At 70.4% G+C, this 20,348-nt stretch carries 16 protein-coding genes and 2 tRNA genes; 13 read left to right on the top strand and 5 right to left on the bottom strand.

Annotated features, from left to right (window positions below; genetic code table 11):
- Positions 1-15 precede the first annotated feature (15 nt).
- From ABD298_RS04140 to bcp, 3 genes are all read right to left on the bottom strand, one after another.
- Positions 16-1,674: an ABC transporter substrate-binding protein gene (locus tag ABD298_RS04140; protein ID WP_344298395.1), complete on the bottom strand. Its 1,659-nt coding sequence runs from the start codon at positions 1,672-1,674 to the stop codon at positions 16-18.
- Between the two features lie 67 nt (positions 1,675-1,741).
- Positions 1,742-1,823: transfer RNA gene (locus ABD298_RS04135), tRNA-Leu, on the bottom strand.
- A 27-nt stretch (positions 1,824-1,850) separates the two neighbouring features.
- Entirely contained in the window at positions 1,851-2,345 is a 495-nt protein-coding gene (gene bcp / locus ABD298_RS04130) for a thioredoxin-dependent thiol peroxidase (protein WP_344298394.1), read from the bottom strand.
- Positions 2,346-2,525: 180 nt separating this feature from the next.
- Between bcp and ABD298_RS04125 the strand changes: the two genes are divergently transcribed.
- Positions 2,526-2,598, top strand: a tRNA-Lys gene (locus ABD298_RS04125).
- A gap of 500 nt (positions 2,599-3,098) precedes the next feature.
- Here ABD298_RS04125 and ABD298_RS04120 read toward each other — a convergent pair.
- Positions 3,099-3,575, bottom strand: a complete 477-nt coding sequence (locus ABD298_RS04120) for a hypothetical protein (RefSeq protein WP_344298393.1) — start codon at positions 3,573-3,575, stop codon at positions 3,099-3,101.
- Positions 3,576-3,679: 104 nt separating this feature from the next.
- Here ABD298_RS04120 and ABD298_RS04115 point away from each other — a divergent pair, with 104 nt between their 5' ends.
- The 10 genes from ABD298_RS04115 (at position 3,680) to ABD298_RS04070 (ending at position 16,653) form a co-directional block, all read left to right on the top strand.
- The gene (locus tag ABD298_RS04115) at positions 3,680-4,621 is read left to right on the top strand and encodes a LysR family transcriptional regulator (protein WP_344298392.1); all 942 of its coding nucleotides are present in this window, start codon (positions 3,680-3,682) and stop codon (positions 4,619-4,621) included.
- A gap of 55 nt (positions 4,622-4,676) precedes the next feature.
- Positions 4,677-6,404: a dihydroxy-acid dehydratase gene (gene ilvD, locus ABD298_RS04110; RefSeq protein WP_344298391.1), complete on the top strand. Its 1,728-nt coding sequence runs from the start codon at positions 4,677-4,679 to the stop codon at positions 6,402-6,404.
- A 299-nt stretch (positions 6,405-6,703) separates the two neighbouring features.
- Positions 6,704-8,569, top strand: a complete 1,866-nt coding sequence (locus ABD298_RS04105; RefSeq protein WP_344298390.1) for an acetolactate synthase large subunit — start codon at positions 6,704-6,706, stop codon at positions 8,567-8,569.
- A gap of 3 nt (positions 8,570-8,572) precedes the next feature.
- A complete protein-coding gene (gene ilvN / locus ABD298_RS04100) occupies positions 8,573-9,085 on the top strand; it encodes an acetolactate synthase small subunit (protein WP_344298389.1) in 513 nt (170 codons plus the stop codon).
- A 51-nt stretch (positions 9,086-9,136) separates the two neighbouring features.
- Entirely contained in the window at positions 9,137-10,162 is a 1,026-nt protein-coding gene (ilvC, locus tag ABD298_RS04095) for a ketol-acid reductoisomerase (RefSeq protein WP_208709048.1), read from the top strand.
- Between the two features lie 128 nt (positions 10,163-10,290).
- The gene (serA, locus tag ABD298_RS04090) at positions 10,291-11,871 is read left to right on the top strand and encodes a phosphoglycerate dehydrogenase (RefSeq protein WP_344299038.1); all 1,581 of its coding nucleotides are present in this window, start codon (positions 10,291-10,293) and stop codon (positions 11,869-11,871) included.
- Between the two features lie 58 nt (positions 11,872-11,929).
- Complete coding sequence (gene metG / locus ABD298_RS04085) at positions 11,930-13,489, top strand: methionine--tRNA ligase (RefSeq protein WP_344298388.1); 1,560 nt, start codon at positions 11,930-11,932, stop codon at positions 13,487-13,489.
- A gap of 73 nt (positions 13,490-13,562) precedes the next feature.
- Positions 13,563-14,585, top strand: a complete 1,023-nt coding sequence (locus ABD298_RS04080; RefSeq protein ID WP_344298387.1) for an acyl-CoA dehydrogenase family protein — start codon at positions 13,563-13,565, stop codon at positions 14,583-14,585.
- Positions 14,579-15,949 (top strand): PIG-L family deacetylase, encoded by a 1,371-nt coding sequence (locus ABD298_RS04075; RefSeq protein WP_344298386.1) that lies wholly within the window; start codon positions 14,579-14,581, stop codon positions 15,947-15,949. Before ABD298_RS04080 ends, ABD298_RS04075 begins: the two co-directional genes overlap by 7 nt.
- A complete protein-coding gene (locus ABD298_RS04070; RefSeq protein WP_344298385.1) occupies positions 15,946-16,653 on the top strand; it encodes a glycosyltransferase family 2 protein in 708 nt (235 codons plus the stop codon). Before ABD298_RS04075 ends, ABD298_RS04070 begins: the two co-directional genes overlap by 4 nt.
- Positions 16,654-16,783: 130 nt before the next feature.
- On the opposite strand, the gene ABD298_RS04065 is transcribed toward ABD298_RS04070, so the two are convergent.
- Positions 16,784-17,749 carry a type IV toxin-antitoxin system AbiEi family antitoxin domain-containing protein gene (locus ABD298_RS04065; RefSeq protein ID WP_344298384.1) on the bottom strand — a complete coding sequence of 322 codons (966 nt, stop codon included), beginning with the start codon at positions 17,747-17,749 and terminating at the stop codon, positions 16,784-16,786.
- 240 nt (positions 17,750-17,989) lie between these two features.
- On the opposite strand from ABD298_RS04065, the gene ABD298_RS04060 reads away from it, so the two are divergent.
- Together ABD298_RS04060 and ABD298_RS04055 are read left to right on the top strand one after the other, a co-directional pair.
- Positions 17,990-19,042, top strand: a complete 1,053-nt coding sequence (locus ABD298_RS04060; RefSeq protein ID WP_344298383.1) for a 3-isopropylmalate dehydrogenase — start codon at positions 17,990-17,992, stop codon at positions 19,040-19,042.
- A 192-nt stretch (positions 19,043-19,234) separates the two neighbouring features.
- A complete protein-coding gene (locus tag ABD298_RS04055; protein WP_344298382.1) occupies positions 19,235-20,344 on the top strand; it encodes a branched-chain amino acid aminotransferase in 1,110 nt (369 codons plus the stop codon).
- The last annotated feature ends 4 nt before the right edge of the window (positions 20,345-20,348 follow it).

Genomic DNA, 20,348 nt, shown 5'->3' with positions numbered 1-20,348 from the left:
TCAAGACCCGTCGGCCTACTTTTTCAGCCGCACGCGGTTGAACGTCTCCGCGAGGACGGGAGACGTCGGGTAGCTCTCGACGCGCGGTGACGTCGCCACCCCGGAGATCGGGTACGCGATCGGGACCGCGGGCGCCGTTCCCGCGAGCTGGGCGTTGATGCTCTGGTACGCGTCCGTTCGGTCCTTGCCCTCGGGGAGTTCCCGGGCGCGGTCGATCTTGCTGAAGAGCTGGGCGTCGAAGTAGCCGAACTCGCCGGTCTTCGCCCCGAACAGTGCCGAGAGGAAGCCGTCCGGGTCCGCGTAGCCGCCATTGATCCCAAGCAGGTGGAGGGCGTGGTCGCCTGCGGTCGTGACCCGTTGGAGGTAGCCCTCGGACCACTGGATCGGGACAGGCTTGATGGCGAGCCCGACCGTCGTGAGCTGGGCGCTGATCTCGGCGTAGATCTTGGCCGGGGAGGGCATGTACGACCGGCTCGTCTCGAGGGGGTAGGCGAAGGCGAGCTCCTCGCCCTTGTAGCCGGCCTCCGCGAGGAGCCGCTTGGCGCGCTCGGGGTCGTAGCCGGGGAAGTTCGCGGAGTTGTTGAAGCCGGCGAGGCGTGGGGGGATGAACTGCCCGGCCGAGGAGGTGTCCTCGAGGAAGAACCGCCGGATCACCGCGTCCTTGTTGATCGCCATGGCGATGGCCTGGCGGACCTTCTCCTGCTGCAGCGGCCCGACGGCCTGGTTCATCCCGAGGTAGAAGACGGAGAATGGGTCACGCCGTGCGATGGGGAATCCCGCGCGCACGAGCGGCTCGACGGCGTCCACCGTGAGGGGGTCGAAGCCGTCGATCCGGCCGGCCAGGAGGGCCTGGACGCGGCTCTGCGGAGTGTCGTAGACCGCGAGGGTCAGCTTGGCGATCTGTCCCCGCTCGCCCCAGTACTTCGGATAGCTCGCGAGTTCGACCCGGTCCGGCGCCTGTGCGGTGAACGAGAACGGCCCGGTGCCCACGGGGTGCTGGCCGTAGCGCGAGAGCCGGCCGAACGAGGCGGTCTGGTCGAGGGCATCGGCTGTCCCGGCGGCGAGGGCCGCGGGTGAGGAGATCGCGAAGGCCGGGGTGGTCAGGGCACGGAGGAGTGCTGTGAACGGACGGGTGAGGTCGATCCGGACCTGCGACGGGGACAGGACGGTGCAGGCCTTGAAGACGGAGAGGGACGCCTGGTCCGCGTGGGCCTTGAACACGTGGGTGAACGCCATCGTCGGGTTCGCCGCCCTGAACTCCGGGGTGAAGGCGAACCAGCGGTCGAAGTTGGCCTTGACGGCGGCTGCATCGAAGGCTGTCCCGTCGTGGAATGTCACACCTTCCCGCAGGGTGAACGTGTACGACATGCGGTCGCTGCTCTCCTGCCACGACGTCGCGAGCGCCGGGGAGGGCTCCGACGTCGTCGGATCCGCGGCGACGAGCCCCTCGAGGACCTGGCGTGCTATCCGCCACGACTCGAGATCGGAGGTCACCGCGGGATCGAGCGACGACGGCGGCGACGGCACTGCGAACGTGAACGTCGCTTCGGGCTGGACTGCAGTCGGCGTTGCGCTCGGGGAGGGGTCGGGCGAGGGGCTGGGGGTGCAGCCTGCGAGGACCACGGCAGCTGCCGCGCCCGCGAGGACGCTCCTTCGTGAGATGCTCCCTGCCACTGTCCGCCTTTCCTGCACCCGCCCCCGTTCTCGGCCCAGGCCCGGCCTTCGGGATGCCACGTGTGAGTGCGCGAGGAGGGACTTGAACCCTCACGTCCGAAGACACAGGAACCTAAATCCTGCGTGTCTGCCAATTCCACCACTCGCGCGGGGCCCCGCCGCGGCGGGGCACTGCGTCAGTCTACCGGGCTGATCTTCAGATCCCGGTGGAGCTTGGCGACGTGGCCCTTGGCACGCACGTTGTACTGGGCAGCCTCGATATGCCCGTCAGCACCGATCACGAACGTGCTGCGGATGAGGCCCTCGTAGACGCGCCCGTAGTTGCGCTTCTCGCCCCATGTGCCGTAGGCCTCGGCGACCCGGTGGTCGGTGTCCGCGAGGAGGGGGAATCCGAGCTCGTGCTTCGCCGCGAAGCGGCGGACGGCGTCGGCGGGATCGGGGGAGACGCCGACGACGGCGAGGCCCGCCGCGGCGAGGCCTGCGAGGCTGTCGCGGAAGTCGCACGCCTGCTGCGTGCACGCGGGCGTGTCGACCTGGGGGAAGAAGTAGAGCACCGTGCGTCGGCCCGCGAAGTCCGCGAGCGACGTCGTGCCTCCCGCCGAGTCGGGAAGAGAGAAGGCGGGGGCGGTGTCGCCGGCCGCGAGGCGGGTTTCCGGTGAAGAGCTGGTCACCGGGACAGCCTACTCGGCGCCTGTCGGAGCACGCCCCGCGGGGGTGACGCGGCTCACCCCTTTTCCCTTGGTTTTCGATTTCGCTTTTCCCGGGGGCTCGTGTAGAGTTTCATGTCGTTGCGGGGCACGGAGACGGGCCGAAGCGACCGGGAAGCCGGTCGTGGTGACCGCAGCAGGCCAGCGCCTCTAGCTCAACTGGCAGAGCAATTGACTCTTAATCAATGGGTTCCGGGTTCGAGTCCCGGGGGGCGCACAGTAGCCCCTTCCCCTACCGCCGCGTGCGGATCGGGAAGGGGCTTTTCTGTTCCCTGCAGCCCACCACCGACCCGTTCCGAGATGACGTCCGCCACGAGCCCGGGCAGGGTGAACGGTATGAAGTGGTCGCAGTCGAGGATCCGCACGTCCGAGACACGCTCCCTCGCCCGCACCCAGCCATGCCACCACCCGCTCCTCGGGACGAACCGGCCGGCCTCGTCCCAGAGGTAGTCCGGGCCGCCGTGCGGGCGCGGTTCAGGCCTGGGCGGGGCGGCGCCGACGGTGCCGGCCGCGACCGGTGACGGAGACGTCTTCTCGGACGACCGTCCAGATGGCAAGAATCAGAGCGATGATGCCTGAGGTCCCGATGAGAACCCAGTCCATGGCAGCCTCCCACACGATCCCGCCTCCTCAGGGCGGATAGCTCATTGAACGACTGGTCGGCCGCCGCGTCCAGTATCCGAGGGCCCATGTCTCGCCTCGGGGGCCCGGGGTACCCTAGAGGGCTGCGAGGTCCCTCAGGAACGCCGCGAAGTCCGCCGCGTCGTCCTCCTGGTAGAGACTGGCCGAGTGTGCGTCGCCGGACTCGAGGCTGCACGTGTCGCGCAGGGTGAAGGTCACGATCCTCCCCGTGCTGGTGGAGATGTCGAAGGTGCCGTGGGCGCCCTCGGCCACATACGCGAGGTTCGTGAGGTCGGCGGTGAGCGGGCGTCCCGCCGGCGCGAGACTCGCCCGGTCGAACGGTGCCACCACGATCTCCGCGGGGCGGCGCCGGTAGCCGATCACGAGCCCGCGGGCGAGGGGCCCGTGCGGGAGGGAATCTGTGACGGTCCCGCCGCACTCCGTGGCGCAGACGAGGTTGTAGTCGCCGTAGTTCGGGATCGCCCCGTCGAAGACGCGGTGCAGGGCGGCCTTCAGCGCGTCATCGGAGTCGTCGTCCGGCAGGCCGGACGGCTCGTTCGGGGCAGTGCTCACCACGCGGCTCCTCTCACGCCCCCAGTCTACGGACGTCGGGCCCGCCGCCGCAGGTGCGACCCGGGTGCCGTTCCCTGGGCGCTCCATGCGTCTACCCTGTGCGGATGGACCTTCGCCGACTCCTGCTCCTGCGCGAACTCGCCGACCGCCGGACCGTCGGTGCGACAGCCGAGGCACTGGGGATCACGCCGTCGGCTGTCTCCCAGCAGCTCAAGACGTTCCAGGAGGAGCTCGGCGTCATCCTGGTGGAGAAGGAGGGCCGGGGGGTGCGTCTCACCGAGGCAGGGGCCGCCCTCTCTGCCGCTGCCGCGGACGTCGCGGTGGCGATGGCGCGGGCCGAGGCGACGGCCGAGGGCTACCGCGGCGGGCGGCAGAGCACCGTGAGCGCCGTCTTCTTCCCGAGCGCTGCCGAGATGATCCTGCCGGGGCTCCTGGACCGGGCCGGCGCGGTCGAGGGCCTGCGCGTCCGGGCGCGGCTCGAGGACCCGAAGGCGCAGGGCTTCGTCGACCTCGCAGCCGACTCCGACTTCGTCCTCGGCCACTCGGTCAACGGCCCGGCCGACTTCGCCCGACCGGGACTCGTCGTCGAGCCCCTTCTCGAGGAGCCCCTCGACGTCGCGCTCCCCGCCCACCACCCGCTCGCGGCGAAGCCCTCGCTCGGTCCCTCCGACGTCGCGGGGGAGCCTTGGATCGGGGTACCGGCCGGCTTCCCGTTCGACACGGTGCTGCGGCAGATCGAGCTCCAGGCCGGGCGCACGGTGGAGCGCGTGCAGCTCATGCCCGACCTCCGTGTCATGGAGGCCCTCGTGGGCGGCGGACACGGACTGAGCCTCCTGCCGCGGTTCACGGCCCGCGCCTCGCTCCGCCGAGGTCTCGTCCTGCGCCCCCTGGCCGGGGTCCACGCCCGGCGGAGCATCGTCCTGATCGCGCGGGCCGAAGTCGCCGCGCGGCCGACGGTCCGGTCCGTCATGGACATGGTCCACGCCGAGGCGCGGACCATCGCCGATCACGACGGCGCGGCGGCGCCTGAGGCGGGCGGCGCCTGAGAAAGGCGCGCGGACACCTCCACGGAGCGCCGGAGGCGGTCCTAGACTGTGCGCCATGACTGATCTGAGCGGAGTCCAGGCAGCATCCCCGCGCGACGTCGATGTCAAGCCGCGCAGCCGTGCCGTCACGGACGGCATCCATGCCGCGCCCTCCCGGGGCATGCTGCGCGCGGTGGGGTTCGGGGACGAGGACTTCGAGAAGCCGCAGGTCGGCATCGCGAGCTCGTGGAACGAGATCACCCCGTGCAACCTCTCGCTCGACCGCCTCGCGAAGGCCGCCAAGGAGGGCGTCCACGCCGCGGGCGGCTTCCCCATGCAGTTCGGCACGATCTCCGTCTCCGACGGCATCTCCATGGGCCACGAGGGCATGCACTTCTCGCTCGTGTCCCGCGAGATCATCGCCGACTCCGTCGAGACGGTCATGCAGGCCGAGCGGATCGACGGGCAGGTGCTCCTTGCCGGCTGCGACAAGTCGCTCCCCGGCATGCTCATGGCCGCGGCCCGCCTCGACGTCTCGAGCGTCTTCCTCTACGCCGGGTCGATCATGCCCGGGTGGGTCAAGCTCGAGGACGGTACCGAGAAGGACGTCACCCTCATCGACGCCTTCGAGGCCGTCGGCGCGTGCGCGGCGGGCAAGATGTCCGCAGGGGACCTCGACCGCATCGAGCGGGCCATCTGTCCCGGCGAGGGCGCCTGCGGCGGGATGTACACCGCGAACACGATGGCCAGTGCGGCCGAGGCGCTCGGGATGTCCCTCCCCGGCTCCGCGGCCCCGCCGTCGGCCGACCGCCGCCGCGACATGTTCGCGCACCGCTCAGGCGAGGCGGTCGTGCACCTCCTGCGGCAGGGCATCACCGCGCGGGACATCCTCACGCGAGAGGCCTTCGAGAACGCGATCTCGGTCGTCATGGCCTTCGGCGGGTCGACGAACGCAGTCCTCCACCTGCTCGCGATCGCCCGCGAGGCCGAGGTGGAACTGCGCCTCGAGGACTTCAACCGGGTCGGAGACCGCGTGCCGCACCTCGGCGACCTCAAGCCGTTCGGGCGCTACGTCATGAACGACGTCGACCGGGTCGGGGGAGTGCCCGTCGTCATGCGGGCCCTGCTGGACGCCGGGCTCCTGCACGGGGACGCGCTCACCGTCACGGGGAGGACCGTGGCGGAGAACCTCGCCGAGATCGCCCCGCCGGACCTCGACGGGAAGATCGTGCGCGCCCTCGACAACCCCATCCACGCCACCGGCGGCATCTCGATCCTCCACGGCTCGCTCGCGCCCGACGGCGCCGTCGTGAAGACCGCGGGATTCGACGCCGAGGTCTTCGAGGGCACGGCGCGGGTCTTCGAGCGCGAGCAGGGCGCCCTGGACGCGCTCGACGCCAGCCTGATCGCGGCGGGGGACGTCGTCGTCATCCGCTACGAGGGCCCCAAGGGCGGCCCGGGAATGCGCGAGATGCTCGCCATCACGGGGGCGATCAAGGGCGCGGGCCTTGGGAAGGACGTCCTGCTCCTGACCGACGGGCGGTTCTCGGGCGGCACCACCGGCCTGTGCATCGGGCACGTCGCCCCAGAGGCGGTCGACGGCGGCCCGGTCGCCTTTGTGCGCGACGGCGACCGCATCCGGGTCGACATCCCCGCGAGGACGCTCGACCTGCTCGTCGACGACGCGGAGCTCGCCCGCCGCCGTGAGGGATGGGAGCCCCTCCCCGCGCGCTTCACCAAGGGTGTCCTCGCCAAGTACGCCAAGCTCGTGCACTCGGCGAGCGAGGGCGCCGTCGTGGGGTGAGACCAGTCGGCGCCGGCCGTCTCAGTGAGTGGAACCGGTTCCACATGGTGAGACGGCAGATGCCCAAATTGACACCCGCAAAGGCCAGCCGGGAGACTGTGGGCATGCAGATCGTCCCCGCCGACACGGTGCTCGATGTCGTCGTCGTTGCCAAGCGCGTGGCTCACTGAGCCCGTCCTGGCACGATCTGTCACGCGCAACCCCTCGAAAGGCCGACTGGCCGAGGGGTTGTTTTTGTTTGAGCACGGCACCGGCTCGAACACAGCACCTTCGCCACGAAGATCCTAAGGAAGAGACTGATGAGCAAAGGAACGCCGATCAGCCCATCGCTGATGGCTTCGAAGCCGTCCCCGGCCAAGGCCGCGGATGCTGTCGACACCGTTGACAGTGCCTCTGCCGTCCTGGGGCCCAACCGCGTCGTTGAGCCCACAGAGATGACTGGATCTGAAGCAATTGTCCGCTCGCTCGAGGAACTGGGCGTGGACGATGTCTTTGGTCTCCCGGGCGGCGCGATCCTGCCGACCTACGACCCTCTGATGGCTTCGAAGATCAACCACGTGCTGGTGCGCCACGAGCAGGGCGCAGGCCACGCTGCCCAGGGGTATGCCATGGTCACCGGCCGTGTGGGAGTCTGCATCGCGACGTCGGGTCCGGGAGCCACCAATCTGGTGACCGCGATCGCGGACGCGCACATGGACTCCGTCCCCCTCGTCGCAATCACCGGCCAGGTCTCGAGCTCGGTCATCGGCTCGGACGCGTTCCAGGAAGCGGACATCGTGGGCATCACCATGCCCATCACGAAGCACTCCTTCCTGGTCACCAAGGCCGAGGACATCCCGCGCACGCTCGCCGAGGCGTTCCACCTCGCCTCGACCGGCCGCCCCGGCCCGGTCCTCGTGGACATCACGAAGGACGCCCAGCAGGCCAAGACCATGTTCAGCTGGCCGCCCAAGGTCGACCTCCCCGGCTACCGGCCCGTCACCCGCGGCCACAGCAAGCAGGTGCGCGAGGCCGCGAAGCTCATCGCGACGTCGTCCAAGCCCGTCCTCTATGTGGGCGGCGGCGTCATCAAGGCCCACGCCTCGAAGGAGCTGCTGGCCCTGGCCGAGGCGACCGGCGCCCCGGTCGTCACCACCCTCACCGCGCGCGGAGCGTTCCCGGACTCGCACCCGCAGCACATCGGCATGCCCGGCATGCACGGCGGCGTCGCGGCCGTGACCGCGCTCCAGCAGGCGGACCTCCTCATCACGCTCGGCGCCCGCTTCGACGACCGCGTCACGGGCGTCCTGAGCTCCTTCGCGCCCAACGCGAAGGTCATCCATGCGGACATCGACCCGGCCGAGATCTCCAAGAACCGCTCGGCCGACGTGCCGATCGTCGGGTCGGTCAAGGAGATCATCCCCGAGCTGACCGAGGCCGTCCGCGCCTCGGAGACGAAGCCGGACCTCGAGGCGTGGTGGTCGTTCCTGCGGAAGCTCCGCCAGGACTACCCCCTCGGGTGGACCGAGCCCGAGGACGGCCTCCTCGCGCCGCAGCACGTCATCAAGCGCATCGGCGAGCTCACCGGTCCCGAGGGCGTGTACGTCGCCGGGGTCGGCCAGCACCAGATGTGGGCCGCGCAGTTCGTCAAGTACGAGCGTCCGGGCGCGTGGCTCAACTCGGCCGGACTCGGCACGATGGGCTACTCGGTCCCCGCCGCCATGGGCGCCAAGGTCGGCAACCCGGACCGGGTGGTCTGGGCGATCGACGGCGACGGCTGCTTCCAGATGACCAACCAGGAGCTCGCCACCTGCGCCCTGAACAACATCCCCATCAAGGTCGCGGTCATCAACAACTCGTCGCTCGGCATGGTGCGGCAGTGGCAGACCCTCTTCTACGACGGCCGCTACTCCAACACCGACCTGCACACGGGCCACGAGACCGTCCGCATCCCCGACTTCGTCAAGCTCGGCGAGGCCTACGGCTGCGCCTCCTTCCGGGTCGAGCGGCCCGAGGAGGTCGACGCCGTCATCGAGAAGGCACTCGAGATCAACGACCGCCCGGTCGTGATTGACTTCGTGGTGAGCCCGAACGCGATGGTGTGGCCGATGGTCCCCGCCGGTGTCAGCAATGACCTGATCCAGGTCGCCCGCAATTCCACCCCCGACTGGGAAGAGGAGGACTGAGGCATGTCCCGCCACACCCTGTCCGTGCTGGTCGAGGACAAGCCCGGCGTCCTGACGCGCGTCGCCGGACTGTTCGCCCGCCGGGCCTTCAACATCCACTCGCTCGCCGTCGGCCCCACCGAGGTGGGCGGCGTCTCGCGCATCACGGTCGTTGTCGACGCCGAAGGCGACCTGCTCGAGCAGGTCACCAAGCAGCTGAACAAGCTCGTGAACGTGATCAAGATCGTGGAGCTCCTGCCCGAGAACTCGGTGCAGCGCGACCACCTCCTCATCAAGGTTCGCGCCGACTCGGCGGCCCGGCTGCAGGTCACGCAGGCCGTGGACCTCTTCCGAGCCTCGGTCGTGGACGTCTCCACCGACTCGCTCGTCGTCGAGGCGACGGGCACGACGGAGAAGCTCAACGCGCTGCTGAGCGTCCTCGAGCCTTTCGGCATCCGGGAGATCGTCCAGTCCGGAACCCTTGCGGTCGGACGCGGCTCGCGCTCCATGAGCGACCGCGCGCTCCGCGCCAGCTAGACCCGCCCCAGCGGCACCCCTTTCCTCACCAGCAAGTCAAGGAGACACGAAGTGACAGAGCTGTACTACGACGACGACGCCGACCTCTCGATCATCCAGGGCCGCAAGGTCGCCGTGATCGGCTACGGCAGCCAGGGCCACGCCCATGCCCTCAACCTGCGCGACTCCGGGGTCGACGTCCGCGTTGGCCTCCAGGAGGGCAGCAAGAGCCGCGCCAAGGCCGAGGACGAGGGCCTGCGCGTCCTCACCCCGCGCGAGGCCGCCGAGGAAGCCGACGTCGTCGTCATCCTCGCCCCCGACCAGGTGCAGCGCCACCTCTACGCGGACGAGATCGCCTCGGCCCTCAAGGAGGGCGACGCCCTCGTCTTCGGCCACGGCTTCAACATCCGCTTCGGCTACATCCAGCCGCCGGCCGGCGTCGACGTCATCCTCGTCGCCCCGAAGGCCCCGGGCCACACCGTGCGCCGCGAGTTCGTCGCGGGCCGCGGCATCCCGGACATCATCGCGGTCGAGCAGGACGCCTCGGGCAAGGCCTGGGACCTCGCCAAGTCCTACGCGAAGGGCATCGGCGGCACCCGCGCCGGCGTCATCAAGACCACCTTCACCGAGGAGACCGAGACGGACCTCTTCGGCGAGCAGGCCGTCCTCTGCGGCGGTGTCTCCCACCTCGTCCAGGCGGGCTTCGAGACCCTCACCGAGGCCGGCTACCAGCCTGAGATCGCCTACTTCGAGGTCCTCCACGAGCTCAAGCTGATCGTCGACCTCATGTGGGAGGGCGGCATCGCCAAGCAGCGCTGGAGCATCTCGGACACCGCCGAGTACGGCGACTACGTCTCGGGCCCGCGCGTGATCTCCCCGGCCGTCAAGGAGTCCATGAAGGAGATCCTCGCCGACATCCAGTCGGGCGCCTTCGCGAAGCGCTTCATCGACGACCAGGACAACGGCGCCAAGGAGTTCCTCGAGCTCCGCGAGAAGGAGGCCGGCCACCCGATCGAGGCCACCGGCCGCGCGCTGCGCTCCCACTTCGCCTGGAAGCAGCAGGACGCTGACTACACCGAGGGCTCGGCCGCGCGCTGATCCCCACACCGCAGCGGCGGGCGCGAGATCGCCCGCCGCTGCGCCTGTCTCAGGCCGACGCGCCTGGACCCGCACCCTTCCCCTCATCCCACCCCCAGCCCGACTTGGAGAGGCCCCGCCCAGTGTCCATCGAGAAGCCCGTCGTCCTCCTCGCCGAGGAACTCTCTCCCGCCACGATCGCCGCCCTCGGCCCGGACTTCGAGATCCGGCACACAGACGGCGCAGACCGCGCCCAGCTGCTCCCCGCCATCGCCGACGTCGACGCGATCCTCGTCCGTTCCGCGACGCAGGTCGACGCCGAGGCGATCGCCGCGGCCAAGCGCCTGAAGGTCATCGCCCGCGCCGGCGTGGGCCTGGACAACGTCGACATCAAGGCGGCCACTCAGGCCGGCGTCATGGTCGTCAATGCCCCGACCTCGAACATCGTCTCCGCCGCGGAGCTGACCTGCGGCCACATCCTCTCGCTCGCGCGCAAGATCCCGGCAGCCAACGGCTCGCTCAAGGGCGGCGAGTGGAAGCGCTCGAAGTACGCCGGCACCGAGCTGCTCGACAAGAAGCTCGGCGTGATCGGGCTCGGCCGCATCGGCGCGCTCGTCACCGCGCGCATGCAGGCGTTCGACATGGAGGTCCTCGCCTACGACCCGTACGTGACGGCCGCCCGCGCCGCCCAGCTCGGCGTCAAGCTCGTCACGCTCGACGAGCTCCTTGCCCAGAGCGACTTCATCACGATCCACATGCCCAAGACGCCGGAGACGGTGGGCATGCTCGGCAAGGACGCGTTCGCCAAGATGAAGAAGACGGCATTCGTCGTCAACGTCGCCCGCGGCGGCCTCGTCGACGAGGAGGCGCTCGCCCAGGCGCTCGAGGACGGCCAGATTGCCGGCGCAGGCATCGACGTCTTCGCCAAGGAGCCGAGCACCGACCTGGCGTTCTTCGGCCACGAGAGCGTCGTGGTCACTCCGCACCTCGGCGCCTCCACCGACGAGGCCCAGGAGAAGGCCGGCGTCTCGGTCGCGAAGAGCGTCCGCCTCGCGCTTGCGGGCGAGCTCGTGCCCGACGCCGTCAACGTCGCCGGCGGCGTCATCGCCCCGGACGTGCGCCCCGGCATCCCGCTCATTGAGAAGCTCGGCCGCATCTTCACAGCGCTCGCGCACGACTCCGTCACCCAGATCGAGGTCGAGGTCGCCGGTGAGATCGCTGCCCTCGACGTCAAGTCGCTCGAGCTCGCCGCGCTCAAGGGCGTCTTCACGGACGTCGTCTCGGAGAAGGTCTCCTACGTCAACGCTCCGGTGCTCGCCGAGCAGCGCGGGGTGGCGGTGCGCCTCCTCACCACGACCGAGGCCGAGGACTACCGCAACGTCCTCACGATCCGCGGGCTACTCCAGGACGGCTCGCAGGTGTCCGTGGCGGGCACGCTCACTGGGCCGAAGCAGATCCAGAAGCTCGTGGGCATCAACGGCTACGACGTCGAGATCCCGATTTCCGAGCACCTCGTCGTGATGTTCTACTCGGACCGCCCCGGCGTCATCGGCACGATCGGCCACATCCTCGGGATGAACGACATCAACATCGCGGGCATGCAGGTGGCCCGTGCCGCCGCCTCCGGCCAGGCGATGGCGCTGCTGACCGTCGACTCGGCGATCCCCTCGACCGTCCTGGAGACCGTCAAGAGTGAGATCGGCGCGACCGTCGTGCGTGGGGCGTCCTGATCCGCCTCACTTCCGGGGCCCTTTCGCCGTTGACCGGCGCATCCGGTAATTTCTTAGGGTGACGTCCGCAGCTGAGAAGACCCCCTTCTACATCACCACCGCCATCACCTACCCGAACGGTGCGCCGCACATCGGCCATGCCTACGAGTACATCTCCGCGGACGCCATGGCGCGCTTCAAGCGGCTCGACGGCTACGACGTCTTCTTCCTCACCGGGACGGACGAGCACGGGCTAAAGATCGCCCAGACCGCCGAGAAGGAGGGCATCACCCCGAAGGAGTTCGTGGACCGGCAGGCGGACGTGTACCGCGAGGTCCACGAGATCCTCGGCACGAGCTATGACCGGCTCATCCGGACCACCGACTCCGACCACTACGCCGCCGCCCAGGACATCTGGAGGCGGATGGAGGCCAACGGCGACATCTACCTCGACAAGTACGAGGGCTGGTACTCGGTGCGGGACGAGGCGTTCTACACCGAGGAGGACACGGTCGAGCGGGACGGCGTCCGGTACTCGAAGGAGACGGACACCGAGCTCACGTGGACGGCCGAGGAGAGCTACTTCTTCCGCCTGTCCGCGTACCAGGACCGGCTCCTCGCCTACTACGAGTCGCACCCCGAGTTCGGGGCCCCGAACTACCGCTTCAACGAGGTGATCTCGTTCGTGCGGCGCGGCTTGGAGGACCTCTCCATCTCGCGCACGTCGTTCGACTGGGGCGTCCCCGTGCCGGGCTCGGACTCGCACGTCATGTACGTGTGGGTGGACGCCCTGACCAACTACCTCACCGGCGTCGGGTACCCGGACACCCAGTCGGAGATGTTCGCGAAGTACTGGCCCGCGGACGTGCACATCATCGGCAAGGACATCTCGCGGTTCCACGCGATCTACTGGCCCGCATTCCTCATGAGCGCCGGCCTCGAGGTGCCCAGGCGCGTCATGATCCACGGCTTCCTGCAGAACAACGGCGTGAAGATGTCCAAGTCCCTCGGCAACGTCGTGGCGCCGGCGGACATGATCGAGCAGTACGGGCTCGACTCCGTCCGCTACTTCTTCCTGCGCGAGGTCCCCTACGGGGCGGACGGCAGCTACAGCCACGACGCGATCGTGGGCCGCATGAACGCGGACCTTGCCAACAACCTCGGCAACCTGGCCCAGCGCTCGCTCTCGATGGTGGCGAAGAACCTCGACGGCGTCGTGCCGGAGCCGGGGGAGTTCACCGAGGCGGACCGCACGATCCTGGACGCCGCGTGGTCCCTGCTGCCCACGGTGCGCGCCTTCTTCGACCGCCAGGAGTTCTCCCGGGCACTCGAGGCCGTCTGGGGCGTGCTCGGGGACACCAACGCGTACTTCGCGGAGCAGGCGCCGTGGGTGCTGCGCAAGACCGATCCGGCACGCATGGCGACGGTGCTCTACGTGACGCTCGAGGTCGTCCGGCAGGTTGCGCTGCTCGTCCAGCCGGTCATGCCCGAGTCCGCCGGGAAGCTCCTCGACGTGCTCGGCCAGGGCGAGGGCGAGGCGCGGCAGTTCGCGGCGCTCGGCACCCCGATCGCGCCCGGCACGCAGCTGCCGGCCCCGGCGCCCGTCTTTCCGCGGTACGAGGAGCCGACTGGCGCCTGAGGGGGCGGCCGGCACAGGCTAGGGCGGCACAGGCCTCTGATTCCCGGTGAGCCCGCCGGGGTACGTTCCTCCTATGGGACCACACGCTCAGCAACTCGACGCTGGCCGGGATCAGCTCGCCGCCGCCGCGCACGACGCGACAGACGACTGGCCGGACAGGGCGTTCGCCCTCGCCCGGTCCCTCGGCAAGCTGGCCCCCGCGCCTGGCGAGGGCCGGACCGGCGAACTGTGGGACCTCCTGAGCGTGCTCGGTGCCGCGCAGCTCTCGGTGGCCCGAGTCGTGGAGCCTCATCTCGACGCCCTGGCCATCCTGCGCCAGGCCGGCCTCGGGGATCCTGAATCCGGAAGCACGTGGGGCGTGTTCGCCGCGGAGGGCCGGGATGCCCGCCTCGAGGCCCGCGAGACGCCCGACGGCTGGCGGCTCCACGGCGTCAAGCCCTGGTGCTCGCTCGCCGGCGCCCTGACGCACGCCGTCGTCACGGCCCACACGGGAAAGGCCACCCGGCGGGCCTTCGCCGTCCGGCTCGGCTCGCCCGGAGTGGACGTCCTGCCCTCCGCTTGGCGCGCGCTGGGGCTTCCGGGGATTCCGAGCGGCCCCGTCCGATTCGACGACGTGCCGGCGGAGCCGGTGGGTGCGGACGGGTGGTACCTCGACCGCCCCGGGTTCGCCTGGGGCGGCATCGGCGTCGCCGCCGTCTGGTACGGCGGCGCCGTGGGAGTGGCCCGCCGGCTCTGGGACGCCGCGTCTGAGCGTGAGCCGGACCAGATCGGGCAGGCCCACCTCGGGAGCGCGGATCTCGCGCTCGCCAGCGCCCGGGCCGCGCTCGCCTCGGCGGCCGCGGCGGTGGACGACGGCGCGGCCGAAGACTCGGCGGGCGCGTTGCTGGCGCTGCGCGTGCGGGGGACCGTGGCTGCGGCAGCTGAGACGGTGCTGGGGATCGTCGACCACGCGCTTGGCCCGGCGCCGTTGGCCTTCGACCCCGACCATGCCCAGCGCGTGGCCGACCTCAGGCTCTACCTCCGCCAGCACCACGCCGAGCGCGACGCCGCCGCGCTCGGGCGCTCCCTCCTCGCGGCGGGGGAGGCCCCATGGTGACCTTCACCCATCGGGACGCCGGCACCCCTGAGGAGGTGTGGCTGCACGAGCGGCGGGTCCGCGCCGCCGAACCGCTCGAGCTGGCCCCGATCTCCCGGCTCATCGTCGTGGCCGCGCACCCCGACGATGAGACGCTGGGCGCCGGCGGCCTCATCGCGCTGGCATCCGCGCAGGGCGCCGCCGTGCATGTCATTGTGGCCACAGATGGCGAGGCATCCCATCCGGAATCGCCCACGGTCACGGGCGCGGAACTCGCCGTCGTGCGCCGGCGAGAGGTCGAAGCAGCCCTCGCGGCTCTGGCCCCCGCAGCCCGGCTCGAATGCCTCGGGCTTCCCGACGGCGAGCTGGCTGGCCATCGGGCCGCGCTTGAGTCCGCCCTCGCCGCGGCTCTCGGCGACGCCGGTGTGGCGGGTGGGGACGGCGCCGTCGTGCTTGCCGCGCCTTGGCGGATGGACGCGCACCCCGACCACGACGCCGCCGGCGAGGCCGCGGCCCGTGCCGCGCGCGGGGCCAGGGTCCTGCTGCTCGAGTACCCCGTGTGGATGTGGCACTGGGCAGAGCCCGAGAGCCCCGGGATCCCGTGGCGCAGGGCCCGGAGGATCGAGCTCGGCGCCGCAGGCCGCCGCGCGAAGGGCCGGGCCATGGCCGCCCACGTGAGCCAGGTCTCCCCGCTCTCGGCGCATCCGGGCGACGAAGCGCTCCTGAGCCCGGGCATGCAGGCCCACTTCGAGCGGGACTTCGAGCTGTTCTTCGCCTCCCCGCCGGAGGATGCGGGCGCGACCTTCGACGCGGTCCATGCCTCCAGCCTCGACCCATGGCACTTCACCACCAGCTGGTACGAGCAGCGGAAACGGGCCGTCACGCTCTCCGCGCTGCCGGATCGCCGGTACCGGAGGGCGCTTGAAGTCGGCTGCTCGATCGGAGTGCTCACCGCAGAGCTGGCCGAGCGGGCGGACGAGGTGGTCGCGACCGACATCAGCCAGGTCGCCCTCGACCACGCCGCGTCCCGCCTGCGAGAGGTGCAGAACATCCGCTGGGAGCGGCTCAGGGTGCCCGAGGAGTGGCCCGAGGGCCGCTTCGACCTCATCGTTGCCTCCGAGGTGGGGTACTACTTCGGAGACGCCGAGCTCGACGGGTTCGTGCGGCGCTGCCTCGCAAGCCTGGCCGACGACGGCGCGCTGGTCGCCTGCCACTGGCTCGGACCGATCGACGGCTGGCCCCTGGCCGGGGAGGACGTCCACGAGCGGATCCGCGCCGATGACGGGCTCGAGACGCTCGTGCAGCACCGGGAGCGGGACTTCCTGCTCGAGGTCTTCGTCAAGCCGCCAGCGTCGTCGGTGGCGCAGCGCGAGGGCATCGCGTGAAGAGGGCGCAGCCCATCGCCGAGGTCGCGGTCGTGGTCCCGGCCAAGGACGAGGAAGAGCTGCTGCCCCGGTGCCTCTCGTCTGTCCACGCCGCGGTGGCCGCCCTTGCAGTCGCCTGCCCGCAGGTGCGGGCCTCGGTGACGGTGGTGCTGGACGGCTGCCGGGATGGCTCGGCAGCGGTGGTCGCAGGATGGCCTTCCACCCACGCTGTGAAGGCAGATGCCGGGAACGCGGGTGGCGCAAGGGACATCGGCGTGCGCCGGGCGCTCGCTGCGGCCCGCGTGTCGCCCGACCAGATGTGGGTGGCCACGACCGATGCCGACAGCCGTGTTCCCCCCGACTGGCTCCTGCAGCACCTCGCTCTCGCAGAGCAGGGAGTGAGCCTTGTCATCGGCACGGTGGAGCCGGACGGCGCCGACCTCGGGGCCGCCCGACTCCGGGCATGGTTCGACACCCACCGTCTCGGGGACGGGCATCGCCATGTCTTCGGCGCGAACCTCGGCGTCCGCGCCGACGTCTACGATGCGCTCGGAGGCTTCCCGGGCCAGGACTCGGGTGAGGACGTGGCGCTGGTGCAGGCGGCGAAGGCCCACGGCGTGCGGTGGCGGGCCACGGATGCGTGCAGAGTCCTCACCTCTGGACGGCTGCATGGCAGGGCTCGTGGCGGCTTCGCCGACTACCTCGCGGCCGCCCTGCCGCCCTGAGGTCACCCCGTGTGGCGCCGAGGTCACCCCGTGTGGCGCCGAGGTCACCCCGTGTGGCGCCGAGGTCACGCCTTCCGCGCACGACGGCGACCACGCGCCGTCGTGCGCGTCATCCTTCGGAGCTGCGACCTCACGCGACACCGACGAGTGCGTGGGGAGTCGTCAGGAAGGCACGGACCTTGGCGCGGAGCGTCTCGTGATCGTCGAGTTCTGGCCAATAGATGTTCAGTACCCGCCACCCCGCGGCCACCAGCCTCGCCTCGCGCGCCTGCTGCGCCACGATCTTCTCGTCGGGCGGACCGTAGTCGAAGTACTTTGCGTAACCGTGGACCTCGATCACGAGCCGCCGCGACGACCAGCCGAAGTCAACACGCTCGGGCCCGCCCGTGGTGGAGATCCAGAGCTGAAGCTCAGCCTCGGGGAGGTTCCACTCGTCCAGCAGCAGCCGGAAACGCGTTTCGGCCGGTGACTCCGCCCGTCCATCCGCTGCCGCGAGCACCTCTCGTACTCGTCGGATACCCCGTGTTCCGCGGCCCTCCGAGACAAGGCGCCGCAGCGCATCCTCATCTGCGCCGTGGGCGAGGCCGGAGTCGGCGACGATGACTCCGAGCTCGAACGGAAGGAGCCGAGCGCAGTCGATGATCGTGCGCTCGAGCGATGTGAGCCTCATGCCGTTCCGGATCCTCACGTCGGACTCGGGGATGATCTGGTTGTGGCGCACCACATCGTCTGCTGGACCACGGTTCCCACGCCGCCCTGCATGGGCGACGTGGACAAGCGGCCGCGCACGCCACACTGAAAGGCCCCACAGCAGCGCCGCAGAGGTGTGGGTGTAGACATGCGCCTGGCCTGTCGAAGCGGCGTTGTGCGCACAGATCCGAACGATCATCGGGTCGGGTGTGCCTGACAGCTCCGGGGCGTAGATTCCGCGTTCGAGCCTGGAAAGCTGCCCGGATTCGGTGAGGCTTCGGATGTCGCGCTCGTCCAAGCCCGCAGCGATGAGCCGGGAGCGGGCGATCATGGGTGCCGGCGACGTCGCAGTGCTCGCGAGCGCTTCGAGACGTCGGCGAGCGCTCGTATTCAGGGTGAGGTCCATGGTCGGAGTGTGGCGCGATCGGGCTTCGGGACGGCTGCTGCCGGAGCGGTATGTGGACAAGTCGGGGCGATCTCCGGACTTGTGGAGGACCAATGGAAGGGGTGACCTCGGGCGCACGCGGGGTGACTTCGGCGGCACAGGGGGTGACCTCGGGCGCACGCGGGGTGACTTCGGCGGGAAAGCGTCCGTCTAGCGAGACGGATGTGACCAGCATGTGGATGGCGGCGTTACGCTTGCGTCATGACGCAGACGCAGCTCGACCTCGCAGTGATCCCCGGCGACGGCATCGGCCCCGAAGTGACCGCCGAAGCGCTCAAGGTCCTCCACAAGGCGCTCGAGGGCACGGGTCTCGAGGTCAAGGAGACCAGCTACAGCCTGGGCGCCCAGCACTGGCTCGAGACCGGCGAGGCGCTCACGGACGAGACGCTCAGCGACATCCGCGGCCGCGACGCGATCCTGTTCGGCGCTGTCGGCGCGGCGCCGGGGGACACGCGCATCCCCTCGGGCATCCTCGAGCGGGAGATCCTCCTCAAGCTTCGCTTCAGCCTCGACCACTGCGTCAACCTCCGCCCCTCCAGGCTCTACGCGGGCGTCCCCACTCCGCTGGCGAACCCCGGCGACGTGGACTTCGTCGTGGTCCGCGAGGGCACCGAGGGCCCCTACACGGGCAACGGCGGCGCGCTCCGGGTCGGCACCCCGCACGAGATCGCCACGGAGGTCTCCGTCAACACCGCCTACGGCGTCGAGCGCGTGGTCCGCGACGCCTTCCGCCGCGCTGAGGGCCGCCGCAAGAAGGTCACCCTCGTGCACAAGCACAACGTCCTGGTGCACGCGGGCCACCTGTGGAAGCGCACGGTCGAGGCCGTCGCCGCCGAGTTCCCGGGCGTCGAGCACGACTACCTCCACGTCGACGCCGCCACGATCTTCCTCGTCACGGATCCGTCGCGCTTCGACGTCATCGTCACCGACAACCTGTTCGGCGACATCCTCACCGACCTCGCGGGCGCCGTCACGGGCGGGATCGGCCTCGCCGCGTCCGGCAACATCAACCTCGACGGCACCGCGCCGAGCATGTTCGAGCCCGTCCACGGCTCCGCTCCGGACATCGCGGGGCAGCAGAAGGCCGACCCGACCGCAGCGATCCTCTCGGCAGCCCTCCTCCTGGACCACATCGGCCAGCCGGAGGCCGCCGAGCGCATCCACGCGGCCGTGCAGGGCGACGTCGAGTCCCGCGTTGCGGGCCAAGCGCGCACGACGGCGCAGGTCGGCGACGCGATCGCGGCCCGCCTCTAGCGGGTCCCACCCGGGTCCCACCCGGGGCGCACGACGGCGCGCACGCATCCGCCGTCATGCGCCCCTTCTACCCGGCGCGGGCCAGCTTTCCGCTGGCTTCCGCGCAAGTGACGCAGGCGTAAGCTTGGAGGCACTGACAGGCCCCGGGACCGCGGCGGAGCTGCCGCGGCCTCGGCACGATGTGGAGGAACCATGACGCAGAACGCCCTGGGCGTTGAATTCGAGCTGCGGCTCTCCGAGAACCCGAAGAGCGAGCAGGAGCGCACGGCGGTCCTGGCCAACCCGGGCTTCGGCAACCACTTCACGGACCACACCGCTGTCGTCGACTACACCGTCGACTCCGAGGGCAAGGGCGGCTGGCACGATGCACGCATCGAGCCCTACGGGCCGATCGCCATGGACCCGGCCGCCGCGGTCCTCCACTACGGCCAGGAGATCTTCGAGGGGCTCAAGGCGTACCGGCACGCCGACGGCACCGTCTGGACGTTCCGCCCCGAGGCCAACGCGGCGCGCTTCAACCGCTCGGCCCGCCGCCTCGCCCTGCCCGAGCTCCCGCCCGAGGTGTTCATCGAGTCCCTCCGCCGCCTCGTCGCGGTGGACAAGGCCTGGGTCCCGACCAACGAGGGCGAGTCGCTCTACCTCCGTCCCTTCATGATCGCCACGGAGGCCTTCCTGGGCGTCCGGCCCGCCCACGAGGTCTCCTACCGCGTCATCGCCTCGCCTGCGGGCAACTACTTCGGCGACATCAAGCCGGTCTCGATCTGGCTGTCCGAGAAGTACGCCCGTGCCGGCCACGGCGGCACCGGCGAGGCGAAGTGCGGCGGCAACTACGCGGCGTCGCTCGCGGCCCAGCTCGAGGCCGAGGAGCACGGCTGCAAGCAGGTCCTCTTCCTCGACCCGACCGACGACTACGCGGTCGAGGAGCTCGGGGGCATGAACATCTTCTTCCTGTTCACCGACGGCACGCTCGTCACGCCGGCACTCAACGGGAACATCCTCCACGGCGTCACGCGCGACTCGATCCTCCAGCTCGCCACGGACCGCGGGCTGACGGTCCAGGAGCGCAGGATCACGATCGCCGAGTGGCGCCAAGCAGTGGCGGACGGCACGCTCGCGGAGGTGTTCGCGTGCGGCACGGCGGCGGTCATCAACCCGATCGGCGAGCTCAAGACGGCCGAGGGATCGCTCGTGACGCCGGAGCTGCCGGAGGACTCGGTCGCGATGTCGATCCGCGAGCAGCTCCTGGGCATCCAGACCGGCAAGGTCGAGGACCTGCACGGCTGGCTCACGCAGCTCGCCTAGCACC

The sequence above is a fragment of the Sinomonas flava genome (assembly GCF_039531875.1).
Taxonomy (GTDB): Bacteria; Actinomycetota; Actinomycetes; order Actinomycetales; family Micrococcaceae; genus Sinomonas; species Sinomonas flava.
This window is presented reverse-complemented; position numbering and strand designations above follow the sequence as displayed.

What these genes read in the sequence shown, in the direction of transcription:
- ABD298_RS04115 (WP_344298392.1), top strand. Translation starts at nt 3,680, where the DNA reads ATGGACCTTCGCCGACTCCTGCTCCTGCGCGAACTCGCCGACCGCCGG.
- ilvD (WP_344298391.1), top strand. Translation starts at nt 4,677, where the DNA reads ATGACTGATCTGAGCGGAGTCCAGGCAGCATCCCCGCGCGACGTCGAT.
- ABD298_RS04105 (WP_344298390.1), top strand. Translation starts at nt 6,704, where the DNA reads ATGAGCAAAGGAACGCCGATCAGCCCATCGCTGATGGCTTCGAAGCCG.
- ilvN (WP_344298389.1), top strand. Translation starts at nt 8,573, where the DNA reads ATGTCCCGCCACACCCTGTCCGTGCTGGTCGAGGACAAGCCCGGCGTC.
- ABD298_RS04080 (WP_344298387.1), top strand. Translation starts at nt 13,563, where the DNA reads ATGGGACCACACGCTCAGCAACTCGACGCTGGCCGGGATCAGCTCGCC.
- ABD298_RS04075 (WP_344298386.1), top strand. Translation starts at nt 14,579, where the DNA reads ATGGTGACCTTCACCCATCGGGACGCCGGCACCCCTGAGGAGGTGTGG.
- ABD298_RS04065 (WP_344298384.1), bottom strand. Translation starts at nt 17,749, where the DNA reads ATGGACCTCACCCTGAATACGAGCGCTCGCCGACGTCTCGAAGCGCTC.
- ABD298_RS04060 (WP_344298383.1), top strand. Translation starts at nt 17,990, where the DNA reads ATGACGCAGACGCAGCTCGACCTCGCAGTGATCCCCGGCGACGGCATC.
- ABD298_RS04055 (WP_344298382.1), top strand. Translation starts at nt 19,235, where the DNA reads ATGACGCAGAACGCCCTGGGCGTTGAATTCGAGCTGCGGCTCTCCGAG.